Origin of the sequence: Sulfuricaulis sp. (assembly GCF_041499725.1) — a bacterium.
Classification (GTDB): domain Bacteria; phylum Pseudomonadota; class Gammaproteobacteria; order Acidiferrobacterales; family Sulfurifustaceae; genus Sulfuricaulis.
Window position 1 is genome coordinate 1 of record NZ_JBGQKW010000076.1, and the last position, 13,087, is coordinate 13,087.

The following is a 13,087-nucleotide window of genomic DNA, read 5'->3' on the forward strand; positions in this document are numbered from 1 at the left end:
CCCGAGAATTTCCCGGCGCTGTCCGGATGATCTGCCTGCTTGCCACCGCCATACATATCCAGGGCGAGCGCCACATAACCGGCCTCGGCAAGCTTGCGGGCGCTATTACGCGCATGCTGGTCATGGCCCCACCATTCATGCACCACCAGCACCCCGGGACGGCGCTCCTGCGAGGCATCGTCATAAACCAGATAACCTTTGAGCACGGTATCGCCAGCCTTGTATTCGACCGGCCCTTCCTTGATGGCCGCCTGGGCCGCCGCCAATCCGCCAAATGCCAGTACAATAGATAACACCAGCTTTCTCATGATTGACCTCCTTGCCTTATCGTTGCTCAGATATCCCGTTCCGGGCGCTTCCGCCGAAACGGCCGCAAAGCTCAGCCTAATACCGCGGTGGTGCGCCGGTCAAACGTCCCTATTTGTCGAGGCAGCGGTTGTCACCCCTGCGCCCGGCTGCGGTCGGCGAATAAAATACATATTGCCCGATTCTCTCCAACACCATGACGCTTGAACAGGATATCGCCGCCGCATTCGACTTGGGCGGGCGAATTGTCCATGTCCGCCCCTACGGACATGGATTGATCAACGACACCTTTGTGGTCTCCGTCGACACTGGCCATCGGACCATTCTGCAACGCATCAACCGGCATGTGTTCCCGAGACCCGAGCAAATCATGGATAACCTGCGCACCCTGACGGATCATATTCGTCGACGCCAAACTGGCGACAAAACCGCCGCACGCGAACTGCAATTGCCCCGGATATTCTCCACCCGCGACGGCAAGGATTCCGTGGTGGACGCGCACGGCGGATTCTGGCGCGCCATGGGCTTTGTCGAGAATACATACACGCTTGAAACCATCGCTGACGCAAGCCAGGCCGAAGAAGTGGGTTTCGCACTGGGCCGTTTCCACACGCTGATTCACGATCTCGATCCGGCGCGGCTTCATGAAACCTTGCCCGGCTTCCACAACGCGCCCAACTATCTGTTGCGTTTTACCGAAGCCGCTGTCCGCCGCCGGGAGACACCGGACAACGCCGAGCTGCGCCATTGTCTTGCTTTCGTCGAAACACGCCGAAACCTGGCTGATGCGCTTGAAACGCCCCGGCGTGAAGAAAAGCTTCCGATCCGGCCGATCCACGGCGATACCAAGCTCAACAATTTTCTTTTCGACGCTGAAAGCGGCCGGACGGTCAGCCTCATCGATCTCGACACCGTACAGCCTGGACTGATTCACTTCGACATCGGCGACTGCCTGCGCTCCTGTGCCAACCCCGCGGGCGAGTCACCCGGAAACCTGGCGGCCATCCGCTTCGATCTCGACATCTGCCATGCGCTTCTCAAGCATTATTTTTCCGAAGCACGGGCCTTTCTGACACCGTATGACCATCACTATATATACGATGGCATCCGCCTCATCCCCTTCGAGCTGGGTCTGCGTTTTCTCACCGATCATCTGGAGGGCAATCACTACTTCAAGACCGACTGGCCGGGCCAGAACCTGTATCGCGCCCTGGCGCAGTTTGCGCTGACCTCCTCCATTGAACGGAACGAAGCAAGGATCAGGTCGCTGATCAAGGGACTGGAAGCCTGAATCAGGCCGGTTCTGCCAGGGCATGGCGGCAGTTTGGCCGTTTCCGGCGTTCATGGTTAGATAATGTCTGGAATTTACGTTGTCCTGGAACTCAGGAGGATTGCCGCGATGACGCCACGTTCGATACAGCAACTGGTTCACGCGCTCGCGATTACCGAGGGCGCCGGCGTGACCGTGCATCGCACCATCGGTACGCCGCGGCTGCGCCATCTCGACCCTTTTCTGCTGTTGGATCATTTCGCGAGCAACGACCCGGACGACTACATCGCCGGCTTTCCGGATCACCCGCACCGCGGTTTCATCACCCTCACCTACATGCTCGACGGACACATGGAACATCGGGACAGCATGGGCAATCGCGGTGACCTGCGTGCCGGCGGCATTCAGTGGATGAAGGCGGCGAGCGGCGTCATTCATTCCGAAATGCCGCAACAGACCGATGGCCTGATGCGCGGCTTTCAGCTCTGGATCAACCTGCCGGCCGGCGAGAAGATGAGCGACCCGCAGTACCAGGAGTTCTCCACCGAACGCCTGCCGGTGGTCGAACACCACGGGGCGCGGGTCAAGATCATCAGCGGCGAATACGCGGGGCAGCGCGGACCGATCCACGATCCGCACACGGCGGTTCAATACTTCGACATATCTTTACCACCCGAAACCGCTTTCACCCAGCGCCTTGACGGTAGCGCCACGGCCTTTGTCTATTCATTCGAAGGAAGTCTGCAGATAGGTAGCACTGCCGTTGAAACTCACACCCTGGCGGTGCTCGGTTCGGGAGACGAGATAGCGGTATCCGCCGGGCCGCAGGGCGCGCGTTTTATCCTGCTCAGCGGGCGCCCGCTGCGGGAACCCATTGTGCAGTACGGACCGTTTGTCATGAACACCGAGCCGGAAATCCGGCAGGCCTTCGATGACTACCAACACGACCGGCTCGTTAAAAAACGGGCGCGGACTGTATCGGAATAATCATTAAAGCTCGATGGAGCTGGGGCAGCGCATCATTACCTCCCCGACCGCTGCAATGCCTTGAGGTCTTCGATGACTTCCTGGCTGTGGGTCTCGGACCGCACCTGACGATAGATCTTGGCGATCTTCCCCTGCGGATCGATGATGAAGGTCTGACGTTTGGCAAAGCGGATAAACGCCAGGGACCAGAGCGCGCCGTATTGTCTGGCCACCTTGCCATCAGTGTCCGCCAACAATGGAAACGGCAGGCTATATTTACTGGAAAACTTGGCATGGCTTTCCGGATTGTCGACGCTGACTCCAAGAACTTCCGCACCCAGTTTCCTGAGCGCCGGTAAATCGTCGCGAAACCGGCAGGCTTCCTGGGTGCAACCCGGCGTGTCGTCCTTGGGGTAAAAATAGAGCACCACCCAGTGATGGCGGTAAGTCGACAGGGTGCGTGTTTCACCGTTCTGATCCCGCAGCGAAAAATCCGGCGCGGCCTGGCCTGTTGCGACAGCCATCTCCACCTCCTCCGCCGAGCTTGAATGGCTGATGAACATCATCATCGCCAACCCGAGAGCGAGATGTGGCCAATTCATCATATTGTGGCCCGGCTTCTTCATAAATCCCGTCCCGGCTAGCACCATACACATTCTGGTAAATCTACACTATATAGTTACACGCCGCCCCGCCACCGGGCCTCCCTGGCCCCAATCTGATCATTGCTTGTTGATCTTGACGGCATCCAGAGGGCAAAATGCGCCTCTTCGTTTCGGGCCGAGACAGGTAGACTGCCCGCACCGGCCTGCAAATGCAGGCATCAGGCTTAATCATTCAAAAAGAGAGGAAAATACGATGAAGTTGATTCTGTTGGGCGCCCCAGGCGCTGGCAAGGGAACGGTCGCGAAACAGCTGACCCAGCTGGACGGTTCCGTGCAGATTTCCACCGGTGACATCCTGCGTGGCGCCGTGCAGGCTGGGAGCGACCTCGGCAAACAGGCCAAGGCCTACATGGACCGCGGCGATCTCGTGCCCGATGAACTCATCATGGGCATCATGGAAAAACGCCTGCAGGACCCCGATTGCAAAAAGGGTTTTCTGCTCGACGGCTTCCCGCGCACCATTCCCCAGGCCGAAGCCCTGAAAAAGCTGCTGGTGAAACTCGGCATCAAGCTCGACATGGCGGTGAATATCGACGTGCCGCGCAACGTGATCCTCGACCGCCTCAGCACCCGCCGCACCTGCTCCAATACCAAGTGCCAGGCTATCTACAACGTCAAGAGCATGCCGCCGAAGAAAGCAGGCATCTGCGACAAATGCGGCAGCCCGGTGGTGCAGCGCGAAGACGAGACCGAAGCGGCCATCAGCCACCGCCTCGATACTTATAATAAGAAGACGGCCCCGCTCATTGGGTTTTATGAAAAAGAGGGCATGCTGATTACGGTCAGCGCCACGTCAAGTGAAGCTGTAATCGCTGCGATCAAAAAGAAACTCGCGGCCTAATCAAACTAAACACAGGGGTCGGTGTGTGTCTGTCATGCGATGGCAGAATACACGCCGACCTTTTTTTTGGGACAAACTAGCGCCACCACCGGCGCAAGCCGACCACGTCATCAGGATGTATATCGCCTGAAGTACGCTAGCAACTGTGGCCGTATCCCCAGGGCTTTGCTGCCCATGGCCATCCGAATATTACAAAAAGAAAAGGCCAGGACACATGCGTGTCCTGGCCTCGTCGGGCATTGTCGCGGTTATACCGGAAAAACGCCGCGGTGAATCAAACGCAGCCGGTCGGCTTGGGCAGTCCACCGTACTTGGTAATGGGTTTCATCGGGCCTGTCATCCAGAGTTTGAATATCTCCTTCTGATCGGCCTCGACATACTTGGCGAATTTCCGGATCGGCGGCACGACACCGAACGCTTCATAATATTCACGCGCCTTGGTGATGTGCGTCCACTTGACCTCATTCAGCGCAAGACCATCGGCTTCCGCCATGGCCTGGGCGATCTCCGGCGTCCACGCGTCGCGTTCGATGAGATAACCGTCGCCGTCGCGTTGTGGAATTTCCATAATTAATCCTCTCGTTCAATGACACGGCCCGGCATCATGCAATAGCCGAGTGAATTAGTCAACTATAATACAGGCGGCGCCCGCCGCGCCTTTTTAAACTGCATAACAACGCAACAGAATTTCATAGGCGCCGCGGATCGCTCGAAAACGCGCCGGGTCGCCGCCCTTGTCCGGGTGATGCTGTGCCGCCAGACGCCGGTACGCCTGCTTGACGGTTTTCCAAGGCGCATCGGCGGGCAGATCCAGGGTTTGTAGCGCCTCCAGACGTTCGTCGATCGCCAGATAGCGCTCCATGAAACGGTTGAGCATGGTTTCGACATCCGCGCGGCTGGTCTGGCTGAAGTTTTCCCAGTCGAGGTAATACGCGCGCAACGGCGCCGCCGCGTTATCGGTTGGCAGCGCTGAAACCCCCGAATCCTCCACCGGTTCCAAACGAATATCGAGGGGTGATATCGAAAGATACATTCCCTGCGTGAACAATTCCGTCTGCAACTGGTACAACGCATTCATCACCAGGAAATGCTTGCGGAAAAGCGCGAGGTTCGGGCTCTCGCCATCGAAGGAAAATGCGGCGTCGTGCTCTTGCAAGCGTTGTATCAGATCATACTCGCTCAAGCCTGCGGGAGAGGTTTTGATCAGGGCCAGAACCGAGGCTTTGAAGGGATTGTCGAGCATCAAGGAATATATAGACCATCCACGTTCCCGATCAGAGCAAGGGACGCAAATGTGGCCAGACATTTTTCAGCATCTTCGACTGCGCCTTGGCGTTGGCATGGATTCCGTCCGGCTGCATGAGCGCACCATTGGTGGCAATGCCGTCGAGAAGGAACGGCGCCAGACCCACCTGCTGTTCGGCCGCGACTTCTTGGTAAATGCGCCGGAACCTTTCCGTATAGCGATTGCCGTAATTGGGCGGGAGCTGCATGCCGACCAGCAGCACCCGTGCATTGCGGGCCTTGGCTTCCGTGACCATCGCGGTGATGTTATGTTTCATCTGTTCGAGCGCAAGCCCGCGCAGGCCGTCGTTGCCGCCGAGCTCGATGATGACGATCGCCGGCTGGTGCTTGTCGAGGAGCCTGGGCAGCCGGGCGAAACCGTTCGCCGTGGTGTCGCCGCTGAGGCTGGCGTTGACGACCTGGTAATCGTACTTTTGCCGTTCAAGACGCTTGCCCAGCAGCGCCACCCAGCCGGAACCCATGTCCATGCCGTAAGCCGCGCTCAGGCTGTCACCGACCACGAGCAAGATGCGCGCGGCGGCTGGCAATGGCGCCAGCCCGAGCAATAACACTACTGTCAGAATGAATCGACGCATGCCTGAATATCCGAATGGAATAATCGTCTCCGCCGCCCGCCTCTCGAAACGGGTCGATACCGCCGAAGGCGCTCTCGACATCTTGTCGGGAGTGAATCTCGAGATCAAGACCGGTGAACGCGTCGCGATCATCGGCGTGTCGGGTTCAGGCAAATCCACCCTGCTCGGTCTGCTGGCCGGGCTCGATTCCGCAACGCAAGGCGAAGTCACGCTCGCCGGCGAGCGTCTCGATAAACTCGACGAGGACGGCCGCGCGCGCGTGCGCGCTGGACAGGTCGGGTTCGTGTTCCAGAGCTTCCAACTGCTGCCCGGCCTGACCGCGCTCGAAAACGTGATGCTGCCGCTCGAACTCGCGGGTATTACCGGGGCCGAGCGCGAGGCGCGCGAGCGGCTGGCGCGCGTGGGCCTGAGCGAGCGGCTTTCGCATTATCCACGCCAGCTCTCGGGCGGCGAACAGCAACGCGTAGCGATTGCGCGGGCGTTCGTTATGAAACCGGCCATCCTGTTTGCCGACGAGCCCACCGGCAATCTCGACAGCACCACCGGGGCGCGCGTCATCGACCTGCTGTTCGACCTCAACCAGGAACACCGTACCACGCTGGTGCTGGTGACGCACGATGAGAACTTGGCCTCGCGCTGCGAACGCCACATTTATCTCGATGCCGGGCGCATCGTCGATCGCCGCTGACCGATGCGCGGACTGAAAAATTTTCGCCTGGCACTGCGCCTGCTGGCGCGCGACTGGCGCGCCGGGGAATTGCGCCTCCTCGCCGCGGCGATGGTTATCGCCGTTGGCGCGGTGACCGCGATAGGATTCTTCAGCGACCGCCTGAATCGTGCGATGACCTATCAATCGGCCGACCTGCTGGGCGCGGACTTGCGACTGACGAGCCCCGAACCGGTGCCGCCGAGCTGGCGCAAGGAAGCCGCGGGTCAGGGCTTGCGGCAGGCGGAAACGCTCGAGTTCGCGAGCGTGGTGGTGCAAGCCGAGAAGCTCCAGCTCTCGAGTGTCATGGCGGTGGGTCCGGGCTATCCTCCGCGTGGTGCATTGCGCGCCGCGCCGGCGTTATACGCGCCGGATACGAAAACCAGCGACATCCCGACTCCCGGCACCGCGTGGGTCGAGCCGCGCGTGCTACAGGCGCTCAGCCTGACGATCGGCGGGCGCATCGAGATCGGCAGTGCCGCCTTCAGCGTGACGCGCGTACTCACCTACGAGCCGGGACGCGCCGGCAGTTTCTTCACCTTCGCCCCGCGCGTGCTGATTTCGCTGGCCGATGTCGCGGCGACCGGCGTGATCCAGCCGGGCAGCCGCGTGAATTACAGTTATCTTTTCGCCGGCACCGATGCCGATCTGGCGCGCTACAAGACGTGGCTCACACCACGCCTGGGACCCAATCACCGGTTGCTCGACGTACGCGACGGCAACAGTTCCATCGGACGCGCGTTGGAGCGCGCCGAACGCTATCTCGGCCTCACCAGCCTGCTCGCCGTGATTCTGGCGGGTGTGGCCATCGCCATGGGCGCGCGTCGCTACAGCTCACGCCATTTCGACATGAGCGCCATGCTGCGCTGTTTCGGCGCCACCCAGCGTGACATCGTCGCGCTGTTCGCGCCGCAGTTCCTGCTGCTCGGATTGGCGGCGAGCGCGCTCGGCTGCGCGCTCGGCTGGATCGCCCAGGAGGCCATTTTTTATCTGCTTCAAGATCTTCGTCCTGCAGGCCTGCCGCCGGCCGGTGTGGCGCCGGTGGCATTCGGATTCTTCACCGGCCTGATCGCACTCGCCGGTTTCGCCCTGCCGCCGTTGCTGCGACTCAAGCACGTGCCGCCATTGCGCGTATTGCGCCGCGAACTGACGCCGCTGCCGCCGTCCGCCTGGATCGTGTATGGCGCGGCCGCGGCGGCGGTGCTGGTGCTGATGTGGCGCTACACCGGCAGCCTGCTCCTTACCGCCGGCGTGCTGGCCGGCAGCCTGGCGGCCGCGGGTGCGCTCGCGGCGTTGGCGGGCGCCCTGCTGACCTTGAGCCGGCACATGCATCGGCACGTCCGGGTGGCCTGGCGTTTCGGGCTGACCAATCTGTGGCGCCACACACGCACGAGCATCGGACAGATTCTCGCCTTCGGGCTCGCGCTTATGGCCATGGCGGTGATCGCGCTGCTGCGCACCGATCTGCTTTCCACCTGGCAGACGCAGCTGCCGCCGGATACACCGAATCATTTCGCGTTCAACATCCTGCCGCAGGATGTCGCGGCGACGCAACGATTTTTTGCCACCAACCGGATTCAGACGAGTGCCCTCTATCCGATGGTGCGCGGGCGATTGACGGAGATCAACGGCAAACCGGTAACACAGGCCGTGACCAAGGAGGAATCGAATAACGAGGCGCTCCAGCGCGAACTCAATCTCAGCTGGACCGGCAGCGTGCCGCCGGACAACCGTCTGGTGCGTGGGACATGGTGGGAAACACCGTCGCGCGGCAAGCGCGTTTCGGTAGAGGAAAAACTCACCAAGAAACTCGGCATCGAACTCGATGACGAACTCACGTTTTCGATTGCCGGAGAAGCAATCCGCGCACGCGTGGCCAGCATCCGCTCGGTGCAGTGGGACTCGTTTCACCCCAACTTCTACATGATCTTCCCGCCCGGGACGCTCGAAGACTTCCCGGCCACCTACCTCACGAGTTTCCATCTCACCCCGGATCAGAAATCCCTCCTGACCTCGCTGGTGCGCGGCTTCCCGGCGGTGACGGTGCTCGAGATGGACCAAGTGCTGGCGCAGGTGCGGGTGATCCTCGGGCAGGTCACGGCAGCCGTGGAACTGGTGCTGCTGTTCGTGCTCGCCGCCGGGTTTGCGGTGTTGTTTGCCGCCCTGGCCGCGAGCCTGGACGAGCGGTTCCATGAAGGCGCGCTGCTGCGTGTGCTGGGCGCGAGCCGCCGCCAACTGCGCGCCGCGCATTTCGCCGAATTCGCCGTACTCGGCGTGCTCGCCGGCTTCCTGGCCGCCATCGGCACGGAACTTATCGCCTACCTGCTCTACACGCGCGCTTTCGAACTCGAGTACAGTTTCAAGTGGCCGGTATGGCTGGCGGCGCCGCTCACTGGGGGAGTATTGATCGGGCTGGCCGGCTATTTCGGCACGCGCCGTGTGGTCATCCAGAGCCCGCTGACCATGCTACGCGAGTTGTAGCACAGCGGTTTTCCTTGTCGCGCGGTGCCCTCGTGGGAAACAATACATAGTATGAAGGCAGAACCCCACGCCACCGCCATCCCGCTCCGCACCCCGCTGTTCCGCGGCGAACGGCGTTTACGCATCGCCCTGGTGGGTATGCCCAACAGCGGCAAGAGCACGCTGTTCCAGGCGGTATCGAGCACGTCGATCCGTACCGGCGAACTCGCCGGCACGCACCGCGCCTATGGCGAATGCGCCGTCCAGATCGGCCTCGACGAGGCGCGCGTGATCGATCTCCCGAGCATCCACTCCCTGCACCACCTCGAACATGACGATCGGGTGACGTTGCAGTATCTGTTATGGGGCGATGAACTGCCTCCCGTGTCAGTGCACGAACCGGGCGGGCCGCCGGCGCCCTTCTCCCCGCCGGATGTCATCATCCAGGTAGTCGATGCCACGAGCCTGGAACGCCATCTGGAACTCACCCTGGAATTGAGCCAGCTCGGTCGTCCCATGGTAATTGCTCTCAATATGATGGACGAGGCACGCAAGAAAGGACTGCACATCAGCGTCAACACCTTGAGAAAACTGCTGGGGGTGCCGGTCGTACCGACGGTGGCACTGATGGGTCACGGCATCGCGGAACTTTTCACCGCGGCGGTCGAGGCGGTACGCGCCAAGGCATGCCCGCTCCCGCAACCGGCGAGCAAGCACATCTGCGAAAAACTCCAGCCCCTGAGCAAAGCCTTGAACCATCCCGAGATTCAAGCCGCATTCCGCGTTCCGCACCCGTTGCTGGTCATGCAGCTGGCGGCGGCCGACGGTTATTTTCTGCAGGAAATGCGGCAACACTTCCCCCAGCTGTTGCCGGACTTGCTGCGCTTGCGTGGCGAAGCCGAGCAGGCGCTCCCGCGGCCGCTCGCCGAGGAACTGCATGCCGATCGCCACCACCGCGCGGCGTCATTGTACGAGGCGGTGACCCGCGTCGGCGCCCCGTACGCAGGCGGCGGCTGGCGCTATTGGCTCGACGAATTATTTCTGCACCCGCAATGGGGCCTGCTCGGCAGCCTCGTGGTGTTCGCCGCGGTGCTGTTCGTGGTCTTCGAGGTCAGTACCTGGCTCGACACAATGACTTCCGCCAAGTTGATCACCCTGGCTTCAGGCTGGCAGCCGTCATCGACCGGCGGCGTCATCGCCCGCGCCGTACTGGACGGTCTGATCGGTCTCGTCGGAATCGTCGTGCCTTACATGATCCCGCTGGTGTTACTGCTGGTGGCACTGGAAGAGTCGGGCATCATGCACCGCATCGCTTTCGTCGTCGACCGCGGGTTTCATCGTCTCGGCCTGCATGGCGGTGTCGCAGTTCCGTTTCTGCTGGGGCTCGGCTGCAATGTGCCGGCGATCTCCGCCGCCGCCGCCGTCACCAAAGGCCGTGAGCGTGTCATCGCCTCGCTGTTGATCACTTTCGTTCCCTGCTCGGCGCGCTCCGCCATCATTCTCGCGCTGGCCGGCAAGTACCTGGGCGGCCTGGGCGTGTTCACGATCTTCATGCTGACCATGGTGGTGATAGCGCTATTGGGGAGCGTGCTCGCGCGCCGCTTTCCTGACAGCGGTCCCGGACAGGTGCAGGAGATACCCTCCTATGCGCTGCCAACCTGGGACTCGCTGTTTTACAACACCTGGATGCGGACCCGGGATGTTTTAACCATTGTTACTCCCTTGCTGGTGGGTGGCAGTGTGGTGTTGGCGCTGCTCAGTCACTTCGGGGCCGACCAGATCATCAACACCGTGTTCACGCCGGTAACCCACTGGTGGTTGGGCCTGCCGGTGGCACTGGGCGTACCGATCCTGTTCGGTATCCTGCGCAAGGAGCTGTCGCTGCTGATGGTTTACCAGGCTCTCGGCACCTTCGACATAGGTGCACAGCTTGACTGGGTACAGATCATGACATTTCTGCTGTTCCTGACTTTCTACTTCCCCTGCGTATCGACGTTCGCGGTCATGTTGAAGACCATCGGCCGCAAGCAAGCGTTGTTCTCGGTTTCGCTGTCCGTGGGCGTGGCGTTGCTGGTGAGCGGGATGATTCGACTACTTCTGGAAGGCGTGCAGTATTATTCCCTTTGAATGGATATCTGAACTCTCAATTCAGCTGCCTGGTCTCCGCCGACTCAAACGCTATGGGCCACGCTAGCGTCGCAAAATAATCAAGCCGCGTTGGAATATTCCTTCAGCGCCTTGGCATCATATTCGTAATAGCCGTCGGTGCGCGGACGCAGAATTTTCTGGCGCTTCAGTTCCGCCAGGATGCGGCTCACGCTCTCCGGGGTGATATCCAATATCGCCGCAATGTCCCTGCCATTCAGCATCACCACTCTGGATCGGTGCGTATGGTCGATGTCGGCGAGCCAGCCAATAAGCTGCACCACACGCTGCTTTACCGTGCCGGAAAGCAGCATCATGATGTAGTCGTCTGCCTGAAACAGCGCGTTCGCCCAGCGCTCCATCAGCTTGCGGTAAAAGCGCGGCTTCTCCTTGCCCAATTGCCGCAACACCCCGATCGGAATCCGGCACGCCGTAACCGGTTGCAGGGCGATCGCCGTATGTCCGTAAGGACGTCCGAGGAGGCGTTCGAGTCCGATGGTATCCGCGGTTTTCATCAGACGGATGATCCGCTCTTTGCCGTCGGGCTCATGGCGCACCAGTTTCACCAGCCCATCACGGATGGTATAGATCGCGTTGTCCTCGTAACCCTCCTCGTAGATGACCGCGCCTTCCGCGTAATTGAACTCATCGATGGGCTCGTAGATGCCTTGGATGATCGGCTCGAGCTCTTTTTTAGACAGGTCGCTGAACAGCACCTCTTGCAGAATTTTACAGCTGCGGCAATCCGATCTGCCGAGCCATGTCGGTCTGTCCTGGCAAGTATTGTGAATTTTATGGTTCATCGCTGATTCTCCCGCTCGCTTTTTCGCGACCTTGCTCTCAGGCTGACGCGTACTGACCGACACAGGCACACTGCTCGCGAAATTCCTCTCAGGTTCTTGTTATGACATCAGAATTCCACATTTACATCATTGCGCCACGTCAATTCACCCCGCTCACGGATTATTAGCCCATGAACAATATGGTAAATTTCCGGCCGAAGAACCTTGGCCGGCTTCCTGCCCGGGCTTCGGTTGGCCGGTCATATTCGGTGGGACTATCATTATCGTCCGGATTGTGCTGCTAAACAGGAAAATTCATGGTCCCAAACGCTGATAGGGCAGCGCAGGCGTCGAGGCGGGTCGCGTTCCTATCCATTGGAATAATGTGGTACACTACGCGCTCGGGTTTTCGACATAGCACGGTCGGCCCGGATTTTTCGGTAATTCCCAGACTGGCAGTACCCGTTAACCACTCGCGACTCAGCCGCAGGTATGCCCATGACTCAAGAAACGACCGACGCAACTAAATCTCCGGCCATGACAGCCGCCTCACTCCAGGCCAAGCTTCGCCCCTTTAAAGTGGCCAGCGTGGAGAAAACCGACGCGCCGGATGGCAGCGACGGACAGGATTGGTACCGCTACGTCCTCGACAGCGGCCGTTCCACTATCGCCGGGCAGCGCCGCGGATCGCGCAAAGACGTGCTCGCCTACGCCGCGCAATGCGCCGAACAACTCAATACCCGCGGTCTGACCGGGCAATCCATCTGGAGTCCACGCGGCCGAAAACCGGCCGCCGCCACCAACGCCTCCAGCAGCTGAACACCGCACCAAAAAAAGACCCCGCCACCTGGCGGGGTCTCTGTTTGTGCCACCCAATTTCCCCGCCTTTCAACGATACTCGATCCAAAAAAAAGACCCCGCCAGATGGCGGGGTCTTTCGCTCAAATCTGCTTGCGCAGTAGTTTAAGTCTTAGGCAGGTTGAACGTTTGCCGCCGACGGACCCTTCGGGCCCTGGGTCAGTTCAAACTTTACCTGCTGGCCTTCGGTCAGGGACTTGAAGCCCGA

14 protein-coding genes are annotated in these 13,087 nt (G+C 60.4%); 7 read left to right on the forward strand and 7 right to left on the reverse strand.

Annotated features, from left to right (window positions below):
- The coding region (locus tag ACC569_RS11560; protein ID WP_372523685.1) for a dienelactone hydrolase family protein at positions 1 to 308 on the reverse strand (308 nt) is incomplete at its 3' end.
- A gap of 194 nt (positions 309 to 502) precedes the next feature.
- On the opposite strand from ACC569_RS11560, the gene ACC569_RS11565 reads away from it, so the two are divergent.
- Positions 503 to 1,597, forward strand: a complete 1,095-nt coding sequence (locus ACC569_RS11565) for a phosphotransferase enzyme family protein (protein ID WP_372523686.1) — start codon at positions 503 to 505, stop codon at positions 1,595 to 1,597.
- Positions 1,598 to 1,705: 108 nt separating this feature from the next.
- Positions 1,706 to 2,563 (forward strand): pirin family protein, encoded by an 858-nt coding sequence (locus ACC569_RS11570; RefSeq protein WP_372523696.1) that lies wholly within the window; start codon positions 1,706 to 1,708, stop codon positions 2,561 to 2,563.
- A gap of 35 nt (positions 2,564 to 2,598) precedes the next feature.
- Here ACC569_RS11570 and ACC569_RS11575 read toward each other — a convergent pair whose 3' ends face one another.
- Positions 2,599 to 3,144 (reverse strand): peroxiredoxin, encoded by a 546-nt coding sequence (locus ACC569_RS11575; protein WP_372523697.1) that lies wholly within the window; start codon positions 3,142 to 3,144, stop codon positions 2,599 to 2,601.
- Between the two features lie 256 nt (positions 3,145 to 3,400).
- On the opposite strand from ACC569_RS11575, the gene ACC569_RS11580 reads away from it, so the two are divergent.
- Entirely contained in the window at positions 3,401 to 4,048 is a 648-nt protein-coding gene (locus tag ACC569_RS11580; protein ID WP_372523687.1) for an adenylate kinase, read from the forward strand.
- Between the two features lie 274 nt (positions 4,049 to 4,322).
- Here the strand turns inward: ACC569_RS11580 and ACC569_RS11585 are convergent, their stop codons facing one another.
- The 3 genes from ACC569_RS11585 to ACC569_RS11595 all read right to left on the reverse strand — a co-directional run bounded on the left by ACC569_RS11585 (position 4,323) and on the right by ACC569_RS11595 (position 5,928).
- Entirely contained in the window at positions 4,323 to 4,616 is a 294-nt protein-coding gene (locus ACC569_RS11585; RefSeq protein ID WP_372523688.1) for a TusE/DsrC/DsvC family sulfur relay protein, read from the reverse strand.
- A gap of 93 nt (positions 4,617 to 4,709) precedes the next feature.
- Positions 4,710 to 5,291: a DNA-J related domain-containing protein gene (locus ACC569_RS11590; protein ID WP_372523689.1), complete on the reverse strand. Its 582-nt coding sequence runs from the start codon at positions 5,289 to 5,291 to the stop codon at positions 4,710 to 4,712.
- A gap of 31 nt (positions 5,292 to 5,322) precedes the next feature.
- Positions 5,323 to 5,928 (reverse strand): arylesterase, encoded by a 606-nt coding sequence (locus ACC569_RS11595; protein WP_372523690.1) that lies wholly within the window; start codon positions 5,926 to 5,928, stop codon positions 5,323 to 5,325.
- Here ACC569_RS11595 and ACC569_RS11600 point away from each other — a divergent pair.
- Genes ACC569_RS11600 through feoB form a run of 3 tightly spaced genes read left to right on the forward strand, consistent with a single transcriptional unit; the run spans position 5,927 to position 11,221 of the window.
- Positions 5,927 to 6,616: an ABC transporter ATP-binding protein gene (locus tag ACC569_RS11600; RefSeq protein WP_372523691.1), complete on the forward strand. Its 690-nt coding sequence runs from the start codon at positions 5,927 to 5,929 to the stop codon at positions 6,614 to 6,616. The two genes, ACC569_RS11595 and ACC569_RS11600, sit on opposite strands and share 2 nt — an antisense overlap.
- A 3-nt stretch (positions 6,617 to 6,619) precedes the next feature.
- On the forward strand, positions 6,620 to 9,115 hold the full coding sequence (locus tag ACC569_RS11605) for an ABC transporter permease (protein ID WP_372523692.1): 2,496 nt from the start codon (positions 6,620 to 6,622) through the stop codon (positions 9,113 to 9,115).
- Between the two features lie 51 nt (positions 9,116 to 9,166).
- Positions 9,167 to 11,221 carry a ferrous iron transport protein B gene (gene feoB / locus ACC569_RS11610; RefSeq protein ID WP_372523693.1) on the forward strand — a complete coding sequence of 685 codons (2,055 nt, stop codon included), beginning with the start codon at positions 9,167 to 9,169 and terminating at the stop codon, positions 11,219 to 11,221.
- A gap of 80 nt (positions 11,222 to 11,301) precedes the next feature.
- Here the strand turns inward: feoB and ACC569_RS11615 are convergent, their stop codons facing one another.
- A complete protein-coding gene (locus ACC569_RS11615) occupies positions 11,302 to 12,042 on the reverse strand; it encodes a Crp/Fnr family transcriptional regulator (protein WP_372523694.1) in 741 nt (246 codons plus the stop codon).
- Between the two features lie 516 nt (positions 12,043 to 12,558).
- On the opposite strand from ACC569_RS11615, the gene ACC569_RS11620 reads away from it, so the two are divergent.
- Positions 12,559 to 12,840, forward strand: coding sequence for a hypothetical protein (locus ACC569_RS11620; RefSeq protein WP_372523695.1), 282 nt, complete (start codon positions 12,559 to 12,561; stop codon positions 12,838 to 12,840).
- 151 nt (positions 12,841 to 12,991) lie between these two features.
- Here ACC569_RS11620 and ACC569_RS11625 read toward each other — a convergent pair whose 3' ends face one another.
- Positions 12,992 to 13,072: a cold-shock protein gene (locus ACC569_RS11625; protein WP_372523698.1), complete on the reverse strand. Its 81-nt coding sequence runs from the start codon at positions 13,070 to 13,072 to the stop codon at positions 12,992 to 12,994.
- Positions 13,073 to 13,087: the final 15 nt, after the last annotated feature.